Genomic DNA, 19,235 nt, shown 5'->3' on the forward strand with positions numbered 1-19,235 from the left:
GCATGGGCATCAAACTGGAGAATGTCGGTATCGCGGTGCGGGATCTCGAGGAAGCGATCGCGTTCTTCACCGATCTTGGACTGACGGTTGCGGGGCGCGACACCATTCGCGGAGAGTGGGCAGACACCGCAGTCGGGCTTGACGGGAACCACGCCAAGATCGCCGTGCTGCAGACGCCAGACGGCCAGGGGCAGCTTGAACTCTTCGAATATATTCACCCGAGCGCGATTGAAACGGAGCCGACACTCCCCAACGATATTGGGATGCACCGGGTGGCGTTCAGCGTCGACGACATCGATGCAGCGCTCGCGATCGCTGCGACGCACGGCCGCTTCCCGCTTCGTGGCGTGGCAAACTACGAAGACGCGTACAAGCTCACGTATCTTCGCGGGCCGAGTGGGATCCTGGTGATGCTTGCTCAAGATCTCCGACACAGCTGATCGCGTGGCACTGCGGGCTGGTCCGGGGCAGAAGGCTCACGCGCCACACGGGAAGTGAAGTACCGAGCCGCAGAAACGCCTCTCGGCGGAAGGCCGCTCGAAGCGGCAAAAATTGGAGCCCGGGGTTACTGCGGCCCGGCGTTATTAGTGTACCTCAGCCCCTGATTTGGGGACCAGTGCGGTGTGGCTCGCGCGATTCACACGCCGCTCCACCTACGCGAGGGTGCCGTCGCGCCAGCGCCGAGCGCCAGCGTGGATCTCCTGCCCGAGCGTCGAGTACCGAAGCGCGCGGGTGGTGAGCGATGCTGCGAGCTCATCATCATGTGCGTCGCGGTTGTCCGCGAGATCAGCGGCCCCGAGCGCCATCACGCGACAGTAGCTTGCTGCGCGTTCCAGCGCGGCCCCCAGATCTCCGGTGAAGACCCCGCGCAGGATCGTGTCGCAGAGTTCAATAATCGCGCGCGACGTCACTGGCTCTGATGCGCCTGCCACCACCGGATCGATCGTGGCAGCCGCACTTACGCCTCGGCGGAACTGGTCTGCGGCACCATCCGGATCCGCGTCGGCGACACGCCGAAGCAGGTAGAGGCGCCACAGCACACCGGCGAGAGAGTGGGCGGTCTGGCCGGCCCACAGTTCCGCAATGTCATGCAGTCCATCGCCGGACGCGAGACCAACGACACGCTCGACGACCTCAGGATCGGCGCCCCCGCGTACCCGATCAAGCAGCGCCCACGACGTTTCCTGCGCGAGCCGGTGCGCCGCGCCGGCCTCGTCTGAGCCGATGATCCAGTCGAAGGTATAGCTGGGCTGGAGCACCGGACGCAGATGTTCTCGGGTCACGCGACTCCTCAAAGCAATGGATGTGTGGGCGCGCACCACGTGATGTGGCGGCTCCCGTGACGGACTCCGCGAGTCTACGCCGCGCTCGCCACGGCCGTGTGCATCAAGCGTCCGGAAAAACACGATAGATTAGACAGGTAGGGGCCTCTAGCTCAGTTGGTAGAGCATCGGACTTTTAATCCGCGGGTCGCCGGTTCGAGCCCGGCGGGGCCTACTGCACACTCCCCGGTCAGTCGTGTTTCACGGCTGACCGGGGATTTTTTCTGTGCAGACTCGGATCTGGCGCGGGAATCGAAGCGGAGTTCGGCGCTCAGCCCACGTGCACCCATGGCCGGCGGCGCGGATCAGGTTCAGCCTCGCGCAAGACCTCACGTGTCATTGGTGCGATTTCACCGTCTCCGAATAGCAGGAATCGCAGCAATTGTGTGATCGGATTCCCCTCGGTCCAGCGGAAATAAATGTGCGGTGTGCAGCCGAGTTCGTTGCGCAGGTGAAGGGCGACCGCTGCGATCGCGTTGGGCACCGAACTGCTTTCGACGGTGAGAATGCGCGCGTCGAATCGTTCAACACCACGCACGAGCAGCTCACCCTCGAAATCGGAGCTATCCTTCACGGTCACCTCAATGAACAGTGGCTTGCCAGGCGGGAGATGGTGTGCCGCGCGGGCATGCTCGAGCTTCGCTCGATATCGTTCAGGGCTGAGGTCCGTCGGCTCGTGCGCGATAAGTTGCAGCGCTGTCGGCCCCTCAGGAATGAAGCTCTCAGCGATGGGATCGAGACGCACCGAGGTAGCGCGCAGTTCCGTCGCTCGGGAAACGCGAGAGACGAAACTCACGACGAGGATGCCCACGATGAAACACGCGGCGATCTTGATGCCGTCGGGACGCTCGATGATGTTCGCGATCGTCGTGTACACGAACACCACACTCACGATCCCGAAACCGATCGCGGCGCGGCGTTCGCCACGCGCGCGGGCTGAAAGTGCGACAGCGATCGCTGCAGAGGTGATGAGCACGAGCACCCCTGTGGCATAGGCACCGCCCTGCGCGTCGACGCTTGCTTGGAAGATCACGGTGATCAGGAACGCAACTGCTGTGAAGACGAGCACGAGCGGCCGGGTGGCGCGCGCCCAGGCAGGCGCCATTCCGAAGCGGGGGAGATAGCGCGGCACGAGGTTCAGAAGCCCTGCCATCGCGGAGGCGCCGGCAAACCACAGGATTGCGATCGTGACCAGGTCGTAGCCCGTGCCGAAGCCCTCCCCGAGGAACTCGTGTGCGAGGTAGGCGAGGGCGCGCTCATTGGCTTTTCCGCCCTCCTGGAATTCCGCGGCGGGGATGAGCGCGACCGTGGTGATCGACGAAGCGATCAGGAATCCGCTCATGATGAGCGCTGAAGTGGTGAGGAGACGCTTCGCGCCCCGGATCCGCCCCGCCGGGTTCGCCTCAGTGTCGCTGTCGTCGCCACGGATCTGCGGCATGACGGCGACTCCGGTCTCGAAGCCCGAGAGCCCCAGCGCCAGCTTGGGAAACACCACGAGGGCGATCGCGATCACGAACAGCGGGTTACCGTGCTGCGTGGTGAGCACGGTCCACCAATCGCCGAGCACGATCGGATTGCCGATGAGATGCGCGATTGCGACGGCGATCACCACGAGGTTGGCGAGCAGGAAGAGGCCGACCAGCACGGTCGCGACGCGGATCGCTTCGCGGAAGCCGCGCAGGAACACGACGCCGAGCCCGGCGAGGAGTGCGAGGGTGATGACGACCTCCTGGCCGTGCAGCACCTCAGGGGCGAACGGGTTCTCGACCAAGTGCGCAGTCGCGTCTGCAGCGGAGAGCGTCATCGTGATCATGAAGTCGGTCGCCGCAAAGCCGAGGAGCGCGAGAATGGTCAGCTTGCCACCCCACCGAGGAAGGAGCTTGGCCAGCATGGCGATCGAGCCGGTGCCGTTCGGGCTCTCCTGCGCGACACGGCGGTACACGGGAAGGGCGCCAGCGAGCGTCACGAGTACGAGCACAATGGTGGCGATCGGCGCGACCGCGCCCGCAGCAAGCGCCGCGATTGCCGGCTGGTAGCCGAGCGTGGAGAAGTAATCAACGCCGGTGAGGCACATGACACGGAACCAGTGCGTGCGGCGATCCGCGCCGGCCCTGCCGTGTGGACCGGTGTGCTCACCAGGAGCTTCCGCGGTTTCGGTGAGGAGCCAGGCGCCGAGCGCGGCCTTCGCGCTGCGTTGCTCGGGTTCTTCCGGAGCGGTTTCGAGTGAGGACGCCGCCCCAGCACTGTTGTTCACGGCGTAACAGTACGCCTGCGCAGGGTGCAGATCAAGCCGCACGCCGATGTATGGTTCAGCTGTCGAGCTCGCGCCTGAACCATTGCGGGGATCTGGTCCGAGTGGTGCTCGCCAGTGCGCCGGTGCGCCGGTGCGCCTGTTCGCCTGGGCGCCGGTGCGCTCGTGTGCCTGTTCGCCTGTGGGCCTGTGCGCTCGTGTGCCTACGTGCTCGTGTCGCCCTGTGCCCTGTGCCCTGTGCCCTGTACCCGTGTGCTCGTGTGCTCGTGTGCTCGTTCGCCTGTGCGCTCCGCGACGAGTGGAGGGGGTGCGTGCCCGCTATTGAGCCCTCCGCTCGTCGGTTTCCCTCCGCTCGTGGGTTTCCCTCCACTCGTGGGGCGTGCTGTACAACTCAGTCGACGCCGGTGTAGCGCTTTGGCGGTGGTGTCTTCTCCTGAGCGGGAGGGCAAGCCCGGATGAGGGGGTCCCAGCCCTGAGCATTCGATTTCACGCAGCAAATTCGAACTCATGCAGGAAGGATTCCAGGCTCTGGTCCGATTGAGCGAGGATTTCCTGCGTGAGCTCGACGGCGGATCGTGCATGCCCAGTTCAGGCGGGCCCAGTTCAGGCAGGCCCAGACCGGGCGGCTCCGGACCGGGCCGTGCCCAACTCAGCGTCTCCCACGCAGCGTCTCCCGCACGAGGAGCATCGCGAGCCGGGACCCGGCGAGCCGAGGCAGAAACGAGTCGAGCTCACGCAGGAAATTCGAGGTCGTGCAGGGTGATTCCGGGGAATACTTCCTGCACAAGCGAGAATTTCCTGCGTGAGCTCGACGGCCGGCGCGGGCCAAACTCAGCCGGGTCTACCCGAAGCGGCCCGAGACGTAGTCTTCCGTTGCCTGCACCGACGGCGTAGAGAACATGGTCGACGTGTCGTCGTACTCGATCAGCTTGCCGGGCTTACCGGTGCCCGCGATGTTGAAGAACGCGGTGCGATCTGAGACCCGCGAGGCCTGCTGCATGTTGTGGGTCACGATGACGATCGTGTATTCGCGCTTGAGCTGGTCGATGAGATCCTCGATCGCGAGCGTCGAGATCGGGTCGAGCGCAGAGCACGGCTCATCCATGAGGAGCACCTCTGGGGATACCGCGATTGCGCGAGCAATGCAGAGACGCTGTTGCTGCCCGCCGGAGAGCCCCGATCCCGGCTTGTCGAGGCGGTCCTTGACCTCGTTCCAGAGGTTCGCGCCCGAGAGCGACTTCTCGACGAGATCGTCGGCATCGCTCTTCGACATCTTGCGGTTGTTCAACCGCACACCGGCGAGCACGTTTTCACGGATCGACATCGTGGGGAACGGGTTGGGGCGCTGGAACACCATGCCGACCTGGCGGCGCACGAGCACAGGATCGACGCCGGCTCCGTAGAGATCTTCACCGTCAAGCAGCACTTCGCCCTCGACGCGTGCGCCGGGGATGGCCTCGTGCATCCGGTTCAGCGTGCGCAGGAACGTTGACTTGCCGCAACCGGATGGCCCAATGAACGCGGTGACGCTGCGGGGCTCGATATTCATCGTGACCCCCTCGACGGCCAAGAACTTCGAGTAGTAGACGTTGAGGTCTGAAACCTCGATGCGCTTCGACATGCGGTGTACTTTCCTTTGAAATGCGGATCGTGAGTGCGCGTTAGCGCCCGAACTTGGGGGAGAACCACTTCGCGATGAGTCGCGCGAGGAGGTTGAGGGCCATCACGATGAGGATCAGGAGCAGGGCGGCCGCCCATGCGCGCTCGAGGAACGCGAAGGCCGGGTTGCCCTGGTTGGCGAACTGCGTGTACACGTACACGGGCAGCGACTGCATGCGATCGGAGAACAGGTTGTAGTTCATCGACGCGGTGAAGCCGGCGGTGATCAGCAGTGGAGCGGTCTCTCCGATAACCCGGGCGATGGAGAGCATGATGCCCGTCGTGATCCCTGCGATCGACGTGGGGAGCACGATCTTCAGGATCGTGCGCCACTTCGGAACACCGAGCGCATACGAGGCCTCCCGGAGTTCATTCGGCACGAGGCGCAGCATTTCCTCACTGGAACGGACGACGACCGGGATCATCAGCACTGACAGCGCGACGGCGCCGACGATGCCCATACGCACGCCCGGGCCGAGGAACACCGCGAACAGCGCGAACGCGAACAGGCCAGCCACAATGGAGGGGATTCCTGTCATGACGTCCACCAGGAAGGTGATGATCTTGGCAAGCCGACCCCGGCCGTACTCGACGAGGTAGATCGAGGTCATCAGCCCGAGCGGCACCGAGATGATCGTTGCCGCGAGGGTGATGAGAAGCGTGCCGATCATGGCGTGCAGTGCCCCACCGCCCTCGCCGGTCACGTTGCGCATCGAGGAGTTGAAGAACTCGGAGTCGAGGCGCGCCATGCCGTTGTTGACGACGGTGATCGCAACTGAGATCAGCGGGACCATGGCGAGCAGGAACGCTCCGGTGACGAACGCGGTGACCGCGCGATCAACTGCCTGGCGGCGCCCCTCAACAAATCCGGAGAGCAATGAGATGACCAGCACGTAGGCGAGGGCACCGACGAGGATTGCACCGACGAGCGAGAAGTCTGAGCCGGTTGCAGCGGCGAGCAGCCCGAAGAGGGCGAGGCCCCCAGCCAGACTTGCTCCGAGCGTGATCCATGGCGTGCTCCGTGCGAGGCGGTTGCCAGCCAGCGCTGAGCCTGCGTGGACGGGACGGACGGTGAGTGCCACTGGTGTGCTCATCTTTTCTTTCCGTTCTGACTGCTGCAGCATCAGTTCGCGGCCGAGAACTCGGCGCGGCGGCTAATAATCCACCGGGCAAGTGCGTTCACCAGGAACGTCACAACGAACAGGATCAGGCCTGTGGCGATGAGCACGTTGATGTTCTCGCCGTAGGCTTCGGGGAAGGCGAGCGCAATGTTCGCGGCGATCGTGGACGGGTTCTCCGAGGTGAGGAGACGGAAACTCACAATTCCTGTCGCCGAAAGCACCATAGCGACGGCCATGGTCTCTCCCAGCGCGCGGCCGAGGCCGAGCATCGCCGCGGAGATGATGCCGGGGCGGCCGAATGGCAGCACCGCGAGTTTGATCATTTCCCAGCGGGTGGCGCCGAGCGCGAGCGCAGCTTCCTTATGGAGCATGGGGGCCTGCAAAAAGATCTCACGGCAAATGGCCGTCATGATCGGGAGGATCATTACGGCCAACACGAGCGCGGCGGTGAGAATGGTGCGACCGGTGCCGGTGACGACGCCGCCGAACAGTGGGATCCAGCCGAGATTGTCGTTGAGCCAGGCGTAGATCGGTTGCGCTGCAGGTGCGAGGACGCCGATACCCCACAGACCGAACACGACGCTTGGCACCGCGGCGAGAAGATCGACGATGTAGCCGAGGAGCTGTGCGAGCTGACGCGGCGCGTAGTGCGAGATGAACAACGCAATACCGATCGCGAGCGGGAGGGCAATCGCGAGGGCGAGGGCAGCGGCCCAGACGGTGCCGAAGACCAGCGGGCCGACATACGCCCAGAAGTTGCTGCTGAGCAGCGAGGCGCTTTCGTCAGTTGCCACGAAGGCGGGGAGGCTGCGCGCGATCAGGAAGACCGCGACGGCAGCGAGGGTGACGAGGATCATGCTGCCCGCGAAGAGCGCGGACCGCGAGAACACGCGGTCGCCGATGCTCAGTACCGGCTTGGATGGGGCGGAGGCGACGCTCACTCAGGCTCCTGGATCGTTGCGGGTGGGTGTGTCGAGGCTACCCGAGGTGGGGGCGCGGTGTCCCGCGCCCCCACCCAGTGGGTTAGCTGATGGCAGCGATTGCCGGTTCGATCTTCGCGCGCAGATCGGCGGAGATCGGAGCGGAGCCTGCAGCATCAGCTGCGATCTTCTGGCCTTCTTCGCTCACGATGTAGCTGAAGTACTCCTTGACGAGCTCAGCGTTCGCGGCGTCGGCGTACTGCTCGCAGCCCACGAGGTAGCTCACGAGCACGATCGGGTAGACACCCGCCTCTGAGGAGGTGCGGTCCAGCTTGATCGCGAGATCGTGATCTGTGCGGCCCTCTTCGAGCGGCGACTCGTCGACGATGGCTGCTGCAGCCTCGGGGGAGTACGCGACGTAGGCGTCGCCGACCTTGATCTCGACGGTGCCGAGATCGCCCGCGCGTGAGGCGTCAGCGTAGCCGATGGTGCCAACGCCGTTGCTCACTGCCTCAACGACGCCGGAGGTGCCCTGTGCACCCTCGCCGCCGAATTCAGTCGGCCAGGATTCGATCGAGCCGACGGTCCAGTCGCTCGGAGCAGCTGCGGAGAGGTAGTCGGTGAAGTTGCCCGTGGTGCCCGACTCATCGGAGCGGTGCACGGCCGTGATGTTCAGATCGGGAAGCGTGACCCCCTCGTTCTGAGCCGCGATTGCGGGATCGTTCCACTTGGTGATCTTGCCGGCGAAGATCTGTGCGACGACAGGTGCGTCCAGCTTCAGCGAATCGACGCCCTCAACGTTGAAGATGAGCGCGATCGGGGAGATGTATGCGGGGAATTCAACGATCCCGGTGTCTGGGGCGCACGCTTCGAACGGGCCGGCTGAGACCTCTTCGGCCTTGAACGCGCGGTCCGAGCCAGCGAAGGCGCTTGCGCCCTGCTGGAAGGTCTCGCGGCCAGCGCCGGAGCCGGTCGGGTCGTAGTTCACCGTGACGTCGGCGTGGGTGGTCTGGAACCCGGCGACCCATGCTTCCTGAGCCGATCCCTGTGACGAGGCGCCTGCACCGACGAGCTCGCCGGAGAGCGAAGAATTGGTGGAACCGCTGTCTGCCGTGTTGCCGGTGCCCGACTCGTTTGCGGCGCAGGAGGTCAGCGTAAGTGCGGCGAGTCCGCCGATAGCCGCGACCTTGGTCAGTGCTGAGAGCTTCACTGGGGGTGATCCAATCTGAGAACGGATGTGATGGTGACCGCAATTGGCCACATCCCCCACGCTAGGTGGCCTGCGTGAAGCGCGGTCTGCCAGCGGGTGAACAACGGGTGAACGAGAGGCAGCGACTCAGCAGCGTCCTCATGCCAGCCGTGTCCGAATCGTTACCTGGAGTTCAGGAGACGGCCGATCCGCTGCACGAGTTGCATGCTCGCCTCAGTGTTTGAGCGGATACGTTTCGACGGCGAGAATTCCGGCCCCGGGGCGCGTGCGCGAAATGTGGAACACGGAGAACCCGGCTGGCGGAAGCGCGGCAGCTGCCGCCAGATAGTCACCTGGCACACTGCCGGTGGCGAGTACGAGTTCGCGGGCGAGATCGGGCAGGACCGGGCGGTGGCTGCAGATCACAGTGTTCTTGCCCTGTTTCACGATCTTGCCCATGAGGCGCCGCGTGTCTGCAAGATCGCCTGCGTCCCAGAAATCCTGGCTCAGGGCCTTCGTTGCGCGCACCCGTGAGCCGAGGTGCGTGGCGAGCGGTGCTACGGTCTCCAGGCAGCGGCGTGCCGTGGAGGAGCGGATCCGTTTGGGGCCGAATGCCTCGAGAATCGGTACGAGGATCTGCGCCTGCTGCTGACCTGCCACGGTGAGCGCCCGCAGATGGTCTTCGGGGGTATCCGCACCTCGGGGCTCAGCTTTGGCGTGCCGCAGCAGTGTGACCGTGCAGGTATCGAGGAGGTCATGCTCTGCGAGACGGAGAAATACGTCGTAGAGCTCTCGGTCGGCGCGATAGCTCAACCGGGCCCGTGCCTCAGCGGCTGGCACCCACTCAAGTGCCTGCACTTCGCCATTTGGCGTGAACGTCGAAGCGAGCGCCGCAGCACCGGTGACCTCGGCTGCCCAGTACTGCACCGTCTTGCGCCGGCTGCCGCCGTTGAGGTCATAGTGGATCGTGCCGAGCATCACCCCCAGGGAAACACGGAGCCCGGTTTCCTCGAGAGTTTCGCGCACCGCTGCCTGCGGCATGCTCTCACCAGGATCGAGTTTGCCTTTGGGGAATGAGACATCCCGCTGCTTTGTGCGGTGGATCAGGAGCACCAGCAGCTGTTCGCCTGCGGGGGTGGGAACTCGCCGCCAGCACACAGTGCCAGCGGCGAGGAGATCTTCGCTCAACGCGCTCTCCGAGCCCTCGCCTCGGTGCGGTCGACCATGACGAGATCCTGCAGATCGGGGAGCAGCTCGCCCTCTTCGCTAATCACGCGTCGCTGCCACGTGCCGTCTGGCAGCATCCGCCAGGAGGAGACATCGTCGCTGAACGCGAATTCGAAGAAGCGATCGACGCGGGCAAGGTGCTCGCGATCCGAGAGGCGGACGAGCACCTCGATGCGGCGATCGAGGTTGCGGTGCATGAGGTCGGCGCTGCCGATGAATACGTCCCGGTTGCCATCGTTTTCGAACGCGTAGATGCGGGAGTGCTCGAGGTAGCGGCCGAGTACGGAGCGCACCTGGATATTCTCGGACAGGCCGGGGACACCTGCACGGATCGCGCAGATGCCGCGCACCCACACCTCGACGGGCACGCCGGCCTGACTCGCACGGTACAGCGCGTCAATGATGACCTCATCGACCATTGAATTCGCCTTGAGCTTGATCCCGCTGGTGCGACCCGCCCGGGCGTGCTCGGCTTCACGTTCGATGCGCTCGAGCAGCCCGCTGCGCAACTGGAGCGGGGCCACCAGGAGCCGATCGTAGTCAGTCTCGATGGCGTAGCCCGAGAGCACGTTAAACAATTTCGTGACGTCGCGGCTGACCTCATGCGAGGAGGTGAACAAGCCGAAGTCCTCGTAGATGCGGCTCGTCTTTGGATTGTAATTGCCGGTGCCGATATGGCAATAGTGGGCGAGCCGGCCGCCCTCTTCACGGATCACCTGAACGAGCTTGCAGTGGGTCTTCAGCCCGACGAGGCCGTAGACGACGTGCACGCCAGCCTTTTCAAGCTTGCGTGCCCACGTGATGTTGGCTTCCTCATCGAATCGCGCTTTGACCTCGACGAGGGCGAGTACCTGCTTGCCAGCCTCCGCTGCCTTGATCAGGGCAGCGACGATCGGGCTGTCGCCCGAGGTGCGATACAGCGTCTGCTTAATGGCGAGCACGTCGGGATCTGTCGCCGCTTGCTCAAGAAATGCCTGCACGCTCGTGGAGAAGGACTCGTACGGGTGGTGCACCAGCACTTCGCGCCTGGCGATCGCAGCGAACGTGTCGGGCTTGTCGCTCGGGCTGTTCGTGCGGAACTGGGGGTGCGTCACCGGGATATGGGGCTTGTACTTGAGCTCAGGGCGAGGCAGCCGGGAGAACGCAAACAGGCCGCTCAAGTCGAGCGGAGCTGGCAGGGTGTAGACCTGCTCCTCATCGATATCGAACTCGCGCACGAGGAGCTCAAGTGTTGCCGCATCCATATCGTCAGAGATCTCGAGCCGGATCGGGGGACCAAAGCGCCGCCGCAGCAGTTCTTTTTCGAGCGCCTGAATCAGGTTTTCAGTCTCGTCCTCTTCGATCTCCATGTCCTCGTTGCGTGTGACGCGGAACACGTGGTGATCGAGCACTTCCATGCCGGGGAAAAGATCCTCGAGCTGGTTTGCAATGAGTTCTTCGAGCGGGATGAAGCGGATGTCCTCTTCGTTCTCGCGGCGGTCGACACGCACATAGCGTGGGATCATTTGCGGCACTTTGAGACGGGCGAATTCGACCTTGTCCGTGCGCGGGTTGCGCACCCGAATCGACAGGTTCAGTGCACGCCCGGAGATGTAGGGGAAGGGATGGGCAGGATCGACCGCGAGCGGCATCAGGACAGGGTAGATCCGCTGTTCGTAGTACTCAGTCAGGATTTCGCGATCTGCGGTGTCCAGCTGTTCCCAGTCGACGATCCGGATCCCAGCCTCCGCGAGCGCTGGCTTGATCTGATCCTTGAAGCAGTTTGCGTGTCGCAGTTGGAGCTCGTAGGCGGTGCGATTGATGTCCGCAAGCACGTCGGTCGGCGCACGGCCGACGTTCGTTGGCACTGCGAGACCCGTGACGATACGACGTTTCAGGCCCGCAACGCGCACCATGAAGAACTCGTCGAGATTCGACGCGAAGATCGCGAGAAAGTTGGCGCGTTCGAGGAGCGGGATCGTGGGGTCTTCCGCCAGTTCGAGCACGCGCTGGTTGAACGCAAGCCAGCTCAGTTCACGATCGATGTACCGATCTGCTGGGAGTGGTGCGAGATCGGTTGCGAGTACTGGCGTCTCTTCGCTCATGAGCCTATTCTGGCACCTACGTCAGACACCTGAGTTCTCGACCACTGGCGACTGCGTGAATCAATGGTGAACCCCGCGGCCTCATACATCCGCACGGCGCGCTCATTTTCACCGTCAACATAGAGCGAGACACTCTCTGGCTGGTGCTGTGCCATGCGCGCCAGAGTGACATCGAGCAGGAGCCTTCCGAGGCCCTGTCCGGCGTGCGCTGGATCCACGCCGACGGCATACAGCTCAGTCTCCACCGTGCCGGCAGACTGGTCTCGTACGGTTTTGATCCACGTAGAACCGATGACCTCGTTCCGCGCGCCAGTGAGCAGAATGAGGTCATCGGGGTCGAACCAGTCCGCTGCGCGCATCAGTGCGAAGTCGTCCTGGGTAATGCGTCCTTGCTCGGGGTGCGTAGCGAACGCCGCGGCGTTCACGCGTACCCACTCTGCCGAGTCACGCTCGGCATCAAAGGTGTGCAAGGCAAATTCTGGTGCGTGCGGGATTGCGAGCGGATCGCGCCCGTCACTCGGCAGCAACCCAGGATCCAGCGTCATCCGATAGAGCGAGCGCACCGGTGTGAAGCCCGAGCGGCTGAGCAGCGCTTCGGCTGCGGGGTTCTCGCCATGTGCCCAGGCGAGCAGCGTCGCAGTGTCAGATCCGGATCCGGCGCCTGATCCTTCCCCAGCGGCTGCGTCCGCAACGTCCAGCAGTGCAGTGAGCGCGGCGGTGCCGACTCCGCGGCCGCGTTCGGACGGCCGCACCACCAGATCCAGCTCGCCCTCACCGACGATGCCGGCCGCGAGGATCCGCTCTGAGACCGGAGAATCTGCAAACAGCACGAGCTCTCGTTTGCCCTGAGCGGCGGAGAGCAGCGCCTGATCTGACACCGGAGCGGTTCCATCGTTCACTTCTGCCTCGGTGATGACGGTGCGTGCGGCCGCGATCGCGGTCTCAGAAGGTGCGTCGAGCCGGTGCAGTGCGATCACGTAAACGTCTCCTCATCGTCGTCCAAGCGAGCTCGCGCGAAGCCGTAGCCGACCCCGCGCACAGTGCTAATGAGCCCCTCGTGGTCGCCGAGCTTGGCTCGCAGTCGACGCACGTGTACGTCCACCGTACGCGTTCCGCCGAAATAATCGGTACCCCAGACCTCGCTGAGAAGTTGATCGCGGGTGAATACACGGCCGGGGTTCGCCGCGAGAAAGTGCAACAGCTCGAACTCCTTATACGTGAGGTCGAGTGGGCGACCGAACAATCTGGCCGTGAAATTCGATTCATCAATGACAACGCCCGCGGACTGGACCGCGGGCGGAGGGGTGTGCGTAGCTGGCTGTTCGAGCAGGCGGAGACGGAGCTCAATCTCCGCCGGACTTGCGGTGGGCAACAAGAGTTCGCTCACTCCCCACTCGACCGTGAGCGCGGTCAGCGCCACTTCGGGCAGGATCACGATGCGCGGGGTGTCGATCCCCGTTTTAAGCCCCATGCAGGCTGCGCGAGCGCGACGCGCGTCAAGCGTGCCATCGATCAGCAACGCGTCGTAGCGAGCCGCCAGCGTCTCGGGCACTCGGAGCGAGAGCGGGGAGGTGCGCACATCGTGTGGGAGCAAGTCCAGGCCGGGCAATGACTCGGCAGGATCGCGATCAGTCAGACAGAGCAGCTGCATGGGCGTCGCTCCCTTCCTCGTTCCTCGAGCCGTGTCCCAGTGTACTTTGGCTTCTGTTTCACATCCGTTTCCGGTCTGTGACGGGGCGTAACGTGTGCACCCTGCGAAGACCCGAGGGCGTTCAGTGCCGTCAGTGGGCGTCGGCGACTGACCGCGGACCCCCACTGGGGCTGAGGCGGTGAGAATCGGTCCCCCAAACACGAGTGTGGCAAGATGGGGCCGTGACCGAGCCCACCCCAGCCGATGCCCCGGAGATGCCAGACGCGCACTCCTGGCACATTCCGCGCCTGCTTATTGCGTGGGCAGTGGCAGCCATTATTGGCACGCTGGTCTCAATCCTGGTGCCGCACGAGGATCGCTTTGCCTGGCTAGCATTTGCAGTCGGCGCGAGCACTCTCGTCACGTTCGGGCTGCAGCTTGGCACCGCACAGCGCGTCGGCTTTATTACACGCGTGGCGTTCAGCGTTGCCGGTTCCGTGCTCGTGATCGCGGTCATTGACGTGGCGATCATGCTCTTTGGCTAAGGGCGGCGACGCGCGGGCTGTGGCTGTGCGCAGTCATCGATGCGCGGCACCGCGGGAGTCGGGTAGACTGGCCGCATGCTGCTTGCTCTGGAACTCTTCTTCATCGGCCTCCTCGGACTTGCGTCCCTGGCGATCGCCTGGATCTCCGGCACCGTCATTTACAAGCTCTTCAAGGGGCAGCGCTAATCACGCGCCCAATGTTCTCCGGAACCCGGTGAACCCGTGACTGCTTTCAGTGCCCTGCCAGGGGCTGTCGTCGACCCCGAACTGGGAGTTGCGTCGCACTTTGGCGAGCCGCTCTCGGAACAGCGTGCGCTTGATACAGGTGACGCCATCGTTGATCTGTCGCATCGCGGAATCGTGATCGTCGACGGCCCTGACCGACTGAGCTGGTTGCACTCGATGACGAGCCAGCAGCTGACCGGCCTGCGACCGGGCCAGAGCACTGAGACCATGTTGCTCGATCCGAACGGGCGGATCGAACGCGCGATGCGTGTGGTCGACGATGGCGAGCGCACGTGGCTCCTGGTTGATGAAGGATCGGCTGCGCCGCTCGCAGAATTCTTGACGCGAATGCGTTTTGCGCTGCGTGTCTCGGTGCGTGACGCATCTGACGAGTTCGCCGCGCTGCTCGCCTTCGCAGGTCCCGCAGCTGAGCTGCTGCGTGAGTCTGATCCCGCGGTGGCCTGGCAGGATCCGTGGGCCGGTGTGTTGCCCGGCGGAGTGCAGTATTCGCGCAGCGAGTCGCACGCCGGAGCCACATGGTCCGCAGAGCAGTTCGTCTTCCCGCGCTCGGCGCTCGACGCGATTGCCGCACGTGTGCGCGGAGGGGATGTGCGCGCCGCGGGGCTGCTCGCACTTGACGCGCTTGAGGTGCGCGCGTGGCGACCCGCGCAACACGCAGACGTTGATGAGCGTTCGATCCCGCACGAGTTCGATTGGCTCCGCACTGCTGTGCACCTGACCAAGGGATGCTACCGGGGGCAGGAGACCATCGCGAAGGTCCACAATCTTGGCCACCCGCCACGACGAATGGTGCTGTTGCACCTCGATGGCTCAAGCGGTGGCCTGCCGGTGCCCGGCGCACTCGTGCACCTGGCAGGCAAATCGGGCGATGCTGATGCGCGTCCGGTCGGCCGCGTGACACGTGCAGCCCTGCATCATGAGTGGGGCGGCATTGCGCTCGCGCTGCTGAAGCGCTCGGTGCCGGAGGACGCCGCACTCGAGGTGCGCGGCGGCGAGGCTGGCAACGATCCACAGGCTCCCGTCACTGAGGTTTTTGCGGCGGCCCAAGAGGTGATTGTGCCGGCTGACGCCGGCGCAGCGCGCGAGATCCCCGGCTGAAGCGCCTGTAGCGGGAGCCCGTGGCGGCCCGCAGTGCGTCTGGGCGCTGGGCTGTATGCCTGCGTTGGGCTCGAGCCTCAGCGGCTCAGTGATTCAATGACTCAGTGACTCAGTGACTCAGTGACTCAGTGACTCAGTGACTCAGTGACTCAGTGACTCAGTGACTCAGTGACTCAGTGACTCAGTGCCACGCACGGCGTGCCCGGCGATCTCAGCCACACGTTCCGTGTGCTCCTCGCTGCGCCTCTCCGCGGCGAAGCAAGGAGTTGCCCACTTCGAGGTGGGCGGTGTTCACGATGAGTTTGGTGTGCACTGCTGGGGCAGGCAGCAGGCAGCAGGCAGCAGGCAGCGGGCGGCAGGCGGCAGGGCGCAAAGCGGGGTCGGCGTCCGGCGGCGTGCTCGGAGCCGGTCGCGGAGCGGGGAGCGTGCGCTCGGACGCCACCCGGTGGCCAGGCAAGGCGCGATAGGCTTGGGAACATGACGAACACGCTGATCTTGCTTCGCCACGGACAGAGCGAATGGAACCAGAAGAACCTCTTCACCGGCTGGGTCGATGTGCGGCTCACTGAGCAGGGTCGGGGAGAGGCCGCTCGCGCCGGTGAGCAGCTGGCAGCGGCGGGACTCCTGCCCGACGTGCTCCACACCTCGGTGCTGAGCCGCGCGATCCAGACTTCGAACATCGCACTCGACACAGCGGATCGGCTGTGGATCCCGGTGAAGCGCTCGTGGCGCCTGAACGAGCGCCACTACGGCGCGCTGCAGGGGCTCGACAAGGCGGAAACTCTCGCAAAGTATGGCGAGGAGCAGTTTATGGAGTGGCGTCGCTCATTTGATACGCCGCCACCCGTGCTCGACGACTCGAGTGAGTGGTCGCAGGCCAGGGATCCCCGCTACGCAGGGATCGACGGCACACGGCCGCAGACTGAGTGCCTCAAAGACGTCATCGAGCGTATGCTTCCCTACTGGGAGCAAGAGATTCTGACCGATCTGAACGCGGGCCAGACCGTGCTGGTGACGGCGCATGGCAACTCACTGCGTGCGCTCGTGAAGCACCTCGACGGCATTTCAGATGCGGATATCGCTGGGGTGAACATTCCGACAGGCCTGCCGCTCGTGTACGAGATCAACGCTGATGGCACACCGGCTGGTCCCGCGCGCTACCTCGATCCCGAAGCCGCGGCAGCCGGCGCCGCAGCTGTCGCAGCGCAGGGCAAGCACTAATACTTTCTGCCTGCACCGGGAACACGACCATGGGTCTCAGGTGGGTGCTTCCACGCGCTGGAAGCACCCACGTGGGACCCATGAGTGTGAGTGCGGCGAGTACGCCAAAGATGCCCACCTGCGGGAGGCGTGTGCAAGGCGCGCCAGCTACTCGCGGGGCACGCGAGCTACACAGCGAGCTACGCCAGCTACCCACGGGCGCGCGAGGTACGCGCGGGCTACGCCAGCTACCCGCGGGCTACGCCAGCTACCCGCGGGCTACGCCAGCGCAGTGCGAAACAGTCGAGGCCGATCCCGAGACGAACGTCACGTCGCAGGATCGGCCTCAGCTGATCGAATGATCGGGGTTCCGCGCAGCGGAACGGACCCGGTCAGCGGGGAAACGAGCTAGTCGTCATCCTCGTCTTCGGTGTTGTACTTATCTGCGTACTCCGCCCAGGATTCCTCGCCCGAATGCTTCTCGGATTCTGATGCGAGCTCTCGCTCAAGCGCCGAGTAGTTCGTGTCAGGGCTGAAATACTTCAGCTCCCTGGCGACCTTGGTGTGCTTTGCCTTCTGACGGCCGCGCCCCATGCGTGACCCCCTTACACATTCGGGCCTCGCGGAATATACGCCGCGGGGCAGGTACCAATTCAAATAGACGTATGGAGCAGATTCTAGCATGACCGGGATGCCGATTCGGCTGACGGTTACGATGTCCATATGACTCCTCGTCGCTCCCGCTCCCTTCGGATCGTGCTCTTCTCGCTACTCGCGGTCGCAGTGCTGGTGCTCGGGGCCGTCCTCGTGGTTCTGATTCCGATCCTGACCCACCAGAGCGCTGGGGGATCGGGGCAAGACATTCCCGCGGAATACGTATCCGAGACTCGGGCGACCGGTGCGGATGGTCGCACCCGCGAACTCCGTGTCGAAGATTCAACGGGGAAATTGGCTGAGCTCGACGCGATCGTCCCGGGCGAGTCGCTCGTCATTTCAGGCTCCGGCTTTGATTCCGGTATCGGCATATACCTTGCGGTGTGCGCGATTCCGGCTTCTGCGGACGAGAAGCCCGGCCCCTGCCTCGGCGGCATCCCCGAGGGCGCGGAATCCGGAGACGCGGAAGCCCAGGCCGGTCTCGCGAGCGCCTGGATCACGAACGACTGGGCCTGGCGGGCATTCGCGACTCAGACCTACGACGACGCCGAGAGAGGGTCGTTTACGGCCACCCTCACCGTGCCAGAACCCACGACCGATGGCTTGGACTGTCGTGTGAGTCGCTGCGCGATTGCGACCCGGGCCGACCACACCGCGGGCTCCGACCGCGTGCAAGACATTCTGCTCCCGGTCGCATTCGCGGAGTAACCTGACGCTGCTACCCGATGAGTGGTGTGATGACGAGGGTCGCGATGGTGTAGATGGTGAGTCCGGCGAGCGAGCCAACCACGGTGCCGTTGATGCGGATGAATTGCAGGTCTTTGCCGACTTGCAATTCGATCTTCTCCGCAGCCTCACGTGCGTCCCACCGCTGCACCGTCTCGGAGATAACTCCGGCGAGATCGTGTCGGTAACGGCTCACCAGATGCTCGACGACCCCCATCACCCACACGTCGATCTTGTATTGCAACGTAGAATCATCGACCAGTTTGTGCCCGAAATCCTGGAGCGCGTTCACTAGGCGCACCCGCAGATCGCTCGCGGGATCCTCGAGCATCGCGACGAGCGCGGCTCGCGCCGTTTCCCAGGTGCTCGCAGCCAAGGCCCTGATTCGCGGGCTGTCGAAGACCTCGTGTTTGAAATGTTCGAGTTGGTCTTGCAACCGCTCTTGTTCTTGGAGATCCCGAGCGAGATCTCCGAGGAACTTACCGACGGCGATCCGGAACGGGTGCTCCGGATCCGCAGCAACGCTTTGCGCGAACTTCACCGCCTCAGCATGGAGGCGAGTGTCGACAAACTTATCTACCACGCTGGGCACCCAAGATGGGAGGCGTGAGGAGACCACGCGGTCGAACGCCTCGGGGTGTGTCACCAGCCACTCCTCGAGCCGCCCCGCAGCGATATCGAGCAGGGCCTCGTGATGACCACCGTCAACGAACGACTCCGCTGCCCGGCCGAGCAGTGGCCCCCACTCTGGCTCTATCATGTGCCGCCGCACAAGCACTTCAATAAGCTCCCGCACGTCGCCGTCATCGAGCACGGTGATCGCACCAAGCCCGGCGCTTGAGATCATTTCCCCCACGCGTTCAGCGTTCGGGCGTTCCAAGAGCCAGGTCCCCGCCATGCGCGCGCCACTCACCTGTGACAGCTTCTCGTGCACCACCTCGTCGGCAAGGAAGTTCTCCTCGACGAACGAGCCGAGTCCCTCTCCGATCTCATCTTTCTTGTTCGAGATCAGATTTGTGTGTGGGATTTTGATCCCGAGCGGGTGACGAAATAGCGCGGTGACAGCAAACCAGTCGGCGAGCGCACCCACCATGCCACCCTCGCTTGCGGCACGCACGTAGCCGAGCCACGGATAGCGCTCCTGCAGCACGAACGACACCACGAACACGACGGCCATCCCGATGAGGAGCCCCACCGCGATGGCCTGCATTCGTCTGAGGTCACCCAAGCGCTGGAAATCCGCTGGTGAGACCGCACCGAGTGTGCGTCGAGTTCGAGACTTCGGCATGACGCCATTATCGCGGGTTGCGCGAGCTGTGTGGTGCAGATCGACATATTCGAATGCGCTGATCAGGACTTCGCG

At 64.2% G+C, this 19,235-nt stretch carries 17 protein-coding genes and 1 tRNA gene; 6 read left to right on the plus strand and 12 right to left on the minus strand.

Features of this window, described 5'->3' with window-relative positions; genetic code table 11:
• Window positions 1-2 precede the first annotated feature (2 nt).
• Entirely contained in the window at window positions 3-440 is a 438-nt protein-coding gene (locus tag K1X41_RS11985; protein WP_220174713.1) for a VOC family protein, read from the plus strand.
• Window positions 441-653: 213 nt separating this feature from the next.
• Here the strand turns inward: K1X41_RS11985 and K1X41_RS11990 are convergent, their stop codons facing one another.
• A complete protein-coding gene (locus K1X41_RS11990; RefSeq protein WP_133615545.1) occupies window positions 654-1,283 on the minus strand; it encodes a hypothetical protein in 630 nt (209 codons plus the stop codon).
• Window positions 1,284-1,424: 141 nt separating this feature from the next.
• On the opposite strand from K1X41_RS11990, the gene K1X41_RS11995 reads away from it, so the two are divergent.
• A tRNA-Lys gene (locus tag K1X41_RS11995) sits at window positions 1,425-1,497 on the plus strand.
• A gap of 96 nt (window positions 1,498-1,593) precedes the next feature.
• On the opposite strand, the gene K1X41_RS12000 is transcribed toward K1X41_RS11995, so the two are convergent.
• The 9 genes from K1X41_RS12000 to K1X41_RS12040 form a co-directional block, all read right to left on the minus strand.
• Window positions 1,594-3,396 carry an APC family permease gene (locus tag K1X41_RS12000; protein WP_220175848.1) on the minus strand — a complete coding sequence of 601 codons (1,803 nt, stop codon included), beginning with the start codon at window positions 3,394-3,396 and terminating at the stop codon, window positions 1,594-1,596.
• 1,018 nt (window positions 3,397-4,414) lie between these two features.
• Entirely contained in the window at window positions 4,415-5,194 is a 780-nt protein-coding gene (pstB, locus tag K1X41_RS12005) for a phosphate ABC transporter ATP-binding protein PstB (protein WP_133615547.1), read from the minus strand.
• A 40-nt stretch (window positions 5,195-5,234) separates the two neighbouring features.
• Window positions 5,235-6,326 (minus strand): phosphate ABC transporter permease PstA, encoded by a 1,092-nt coding sequence (gene pstA / locus K1X41_RS12010; protein WP_132201751.1) that lies wholly within the window; start codon window positions 6,324-6,326, stop codon window positions 5,235-5,237.
• A 29-nt stretch (window positions 6,327-6,355) separates the two neighbouring features.
• A complete protein-coding gene (pstC, locus tag K1X41_RS12015; RefSeq protein ID WP_132201753.1) occupies window positions 6,356-7,294 on the minus strand; it encodes a phosphate ABC transporter permease subunit PstC in 939 nt (312 codons plus the stop codon).
• 82 nt (window positions 7,295-7,376) lie between these two features.
• Complete coding sequence (gene pstS, locus K1X41_RS12020) at window positions 7,377-8,483, minus strand: phosphate ABC transporter substrate-binding protein PstS (RefSeq protein WP_133615548.1); 1,107 nt, start codon at window positions 8,481-8,483, stop codon at window positions 7,377-7,379.
• 213 nt (window positions 8,484-8,696) lie between these two features.
• A complete protein-coding gene (locus K1X41_RS12025; protein ID WP_132201758.1) occupies window positions 8,697-9,650 on the minus strand; it encodes an NUDIX hydrolase in 954 nt (317 codons plus the stop codon).
• The gene (locus K1X41_RS12030; protein ID WP_132201760.1) at window positions 9,647-11,773 is read right to left on the minus strand and encodes an RNA degradosome polyphosphate kinase; all 2,127 of its coding nucleotides are present in this window, start codon (window positions 11,771-11,773) and stop codon (window positions 9,647-9,649) included. Before K1X41_RS12030 ends, K1X41_RS12025 begins: the two co-directional genes overlap by 4 nt.
• Window positions 11,770-12,750 (minus strand): mycothiol synthase, encoded by a 981-nt coding sequence (gene mshD, locus K1X41_RS12035; RefSeq protein WP_220174714.1) that lies wholly within the window; start codon window positions 12,748-12,750, stop codon window positions 11,770-11,772. The genes K1X41_RS12030 and mshD overlap by 4 nt, the downstream gene beginning before the upstream one ends.
• A complete protein-coding gene (locus K1X41_RS12040) occupies window positions 12,747-13,424 on the minus strand; it encodes a winged helix-turn-helix transcriptional regulator (RefSeq protein ID WP_220174715.1) in 678 nt (225 codons plus the stop codon). The genes mshD and K1X41_RS12040 overlap by 4 nt, the downstream gene beginning before the upstream one ends.
• A gap of 221 nt (window positions 13,425-13,645) precedes the next feature.
• On the opposite strand from K1X41_RS12040, the gene K1X41_RS12045 reads away from it, so the two are divergent.
• From K1X41_RS12045 to K1X41_RS12055, 3 genes are all read left to right on the plus strand, one after another.
• Window positions 13,646-13,948 carry a hypothetical protein gene (locus K1X41_RS12045; RefSeq protein ID WP_243642770.1) on the plus strand — a complete coding sequence of 101 codons (303 nt, stop codon included), beginning with the start codon at window positions 13,646-13,648 and terminating at the stop codon, window positions 13,946-13,948.
• A 222-nt stretch (window positions 13,949-14,170) separates the two neighbouring features.
• A complete protein-coding gene (gene ygfZ / locus K1X41_RS12050) occupies window positions 14,171-15,292 on the plus strand; it encodes a CAF17-like 4Fe-4S cluster assembly/insertion protein YgfZ (RefSeq protein WP_220174716.1) in 1,122 nt (373 codons plus the stop codon).
• Between the two features lie 477 nt (window positions 15,293-15,769).
• Complete coding sequence (locus K1X41_RS12055) at window positions 15,770-16,513, plus strand: phosphoglyceromutase (RefSeq protein ID WP_132201768.1); 744 nt, start codon at window positions 15,770-15,772, stop codon at window positions 16,511-16,513.
• 387 nt (window positions 16,514-16,900) lie between these two features.
• Here K1X41_RS12055 and K1X41_RS12060 read toward each other — a convergent pair whose 3' ends face one another.
• Window positions 16,901-17,086, minus strand: coding sequence for a DUF3073 domain-containing protein (locus K1X41_RS12060; RefSeq protein ID WP_132201770.1), 186 nt, complete (start codon window positions 17,084-17,086; stop codon window positions 16,901-16,903).
• A 129-nt stretch (window positions 17,087-17,215) separates the two neighbouring features.
• Between K1X41_RS12060 and K1X41_RS12065 the strand changes: the two genes are divergently transcribed.
• A complete protein-coding gene (locus tag K1X41_RS12065) occupies window positions 17,216-17,854 on the plus strand; it encodes a hypothetical protein (RefSeq protein ID WP_220174717.1) in 639 nt (212 codons plus the stop codon).
• A 10-nt stretch (window positions 17,855-17,864) separates the two neighbouring features.
• On the opposite strand, the gene K1X41_RS12070 is transcribed toward K1X41_RS12065, so the two are convergent.
• Window positions 17,865-19,160 carry a DUF445 domain-containing protein gene (locus K1X41_RS12070; RefSeq protein ID WP_220174718.1) on the minus strand — a complete coding sequence of 432 codons (1,296 nt, stop codon included), beginning with the start codon at window positions 19,158-19,160 and terminating at the stop codon, window positions 17,865-17,867.
• Window positions 19,161-19,235: the final 75 nt, after the last annotated feature.

The sequence above is a fragment of the Leucobacter luti genome (assembly GCF_019464495.1).
GTDB classification, from domain to species: domain Bacteria; phylum Actinomycetota; class Actinomycetes; order Actinomycetales; family Microbacteriaceae; genus Leucobacter; species Leucobacter luti_A.

Excerpts from the sequence above, each read along its gene's own strand:
- K1X41_RS11985 (WP_220174713.1), top strand. The coding sequence starts at position 3 with ATGGGCATCAAACTGGAGAATGTCGGTATCGCGGTGCGGGATCTCGAG.
- K1X41_RS12000 (WP_220175848.1), bottom strand. The coding sequence starts at position 3,396 with ATGTGCCTCACCGGCGTTGATTACTTCTCCACGCTCGGCTACCAGCCG.
- pstB (WP_133615547.1), bottom strand. The coding sequence starts at position 5,194 with ATGTCGAAGCGCATCGAGGTTTCAGACCTCAACGTCTACTACTCGAAG.
- pstA (WP_132201751.1), bottom strand. The coding sequence starts at position 6,326 with ATGAGCACACCAGTGGCACTCACCGTCCGTCCCGTCCACGCAGGCTCA.
- K1X41_RS12030 (WP_132201760.1), bottom strand. The coding sequence starts at position 11,773 with ATGAGCGAAGAGACGCCAGTACTCGCAACCGATCTCGCACCACTCCCA.
- K1X41_RS12040 (WP_220174715.1), bottom strand. The coding sequence starts at position 13,424 with ATGCAGCTGCTCTGTCTGACTGATCGCGATCCTGCCGAGTCATTGCCC.
- K1X41_RS12055 (WP_132201768.1), top strand. The coding sequence starts at position 15,770 with ATGACGAACACGCTGATCTTGCTTCGCCACGGACAGAGCGAATGGAAC.
- K1X41_RS12060 (WP_132201770.1), bottom strand. The coding sequence starts at position 17,086 with ATGGGGCGCGGCCGTCAGAAGGCAAAGCACACCAAGGTCGCCAGGGAG.
- K1X41_RS12065 (WP_220174717.1), top strand. The coding sequence starts at position 17,216 with ATGACTCCTCGTCGCTCCCGCTCCCTTCGGATCGTGCTCTTCTCGCTA.
- K1X41_RS12070 (WP_220174718.1), bottom strand. The coding sequence starts at position 19,160 with ATGCCGAAGTCTCGAACTCGACGCACACTCGGTGCGGTCTCACCAGCG.